This is a genomic window from Companilactobacillus futsaii JCM 17355, from assembly GCF_001435505.1.
Classification (GTDB): Bacteria; Bacillota; Bacilli; order Lactobacillales; family Lactobacillaceae; genus Companilactobacillus; species Companilactobacillus futsaii.
In genome coordinates this window covers 1-309 of record NZ_AZDO01000131.1, presented here as the reverse complement: position 1 = coordinate 309, position 309 = coordinate 1, and the positions used below count along the sequence as shown (strand labels likewise).

The following is a 309-nucleotide window of genomic DNA, read 5'->3' as shown; positions in this document are numbered from 1 at the left end:
GGTGTTTCTTTTAAATCATTAATTCTTAATATCCAGTTTTCAAGGTACGAGTTTGACATCTCTGTCAATGGAGGTTAACGGGATCGAACCGATGACCTCCTGCTTGCAAAGCAGGTGCTCTCCCAGCTGAGCTAAACCCCCATGGTACTATTAAAATTTCTGAGAATGGGCCTAAATGGACTTGAACCATCGACCTCACGCTTATCAGGCGTGCGCTCTAAACCAGCTGAGCTATAGGCCCGAAATGCGCCCGGTAGGCCTCTCAAAACTAAACAAAGTTTTAACGTTGTGTATTTCCGTTGATGCTAA

Annotated in this window: 2 tRNA genes; both read right to left on the bottom strand. The window is 44.7% G+C overall.

Features of this window, described 5'->3' with window-relative positions:
* Positions 1–68: 68 nt before the first annotated feature.
* Positions 69–141, bottom strand: a tRNA-Ala gene (locus FC88_RS09890).
* Between the two features lie 25 nt (positions 142–166).
* A tRNA-Ile gene (locus FC88_RS09885) sits at positions 167–241 on the bottom strand.
* Positions 242–309 lie beyond the last annotated feature (68 nt).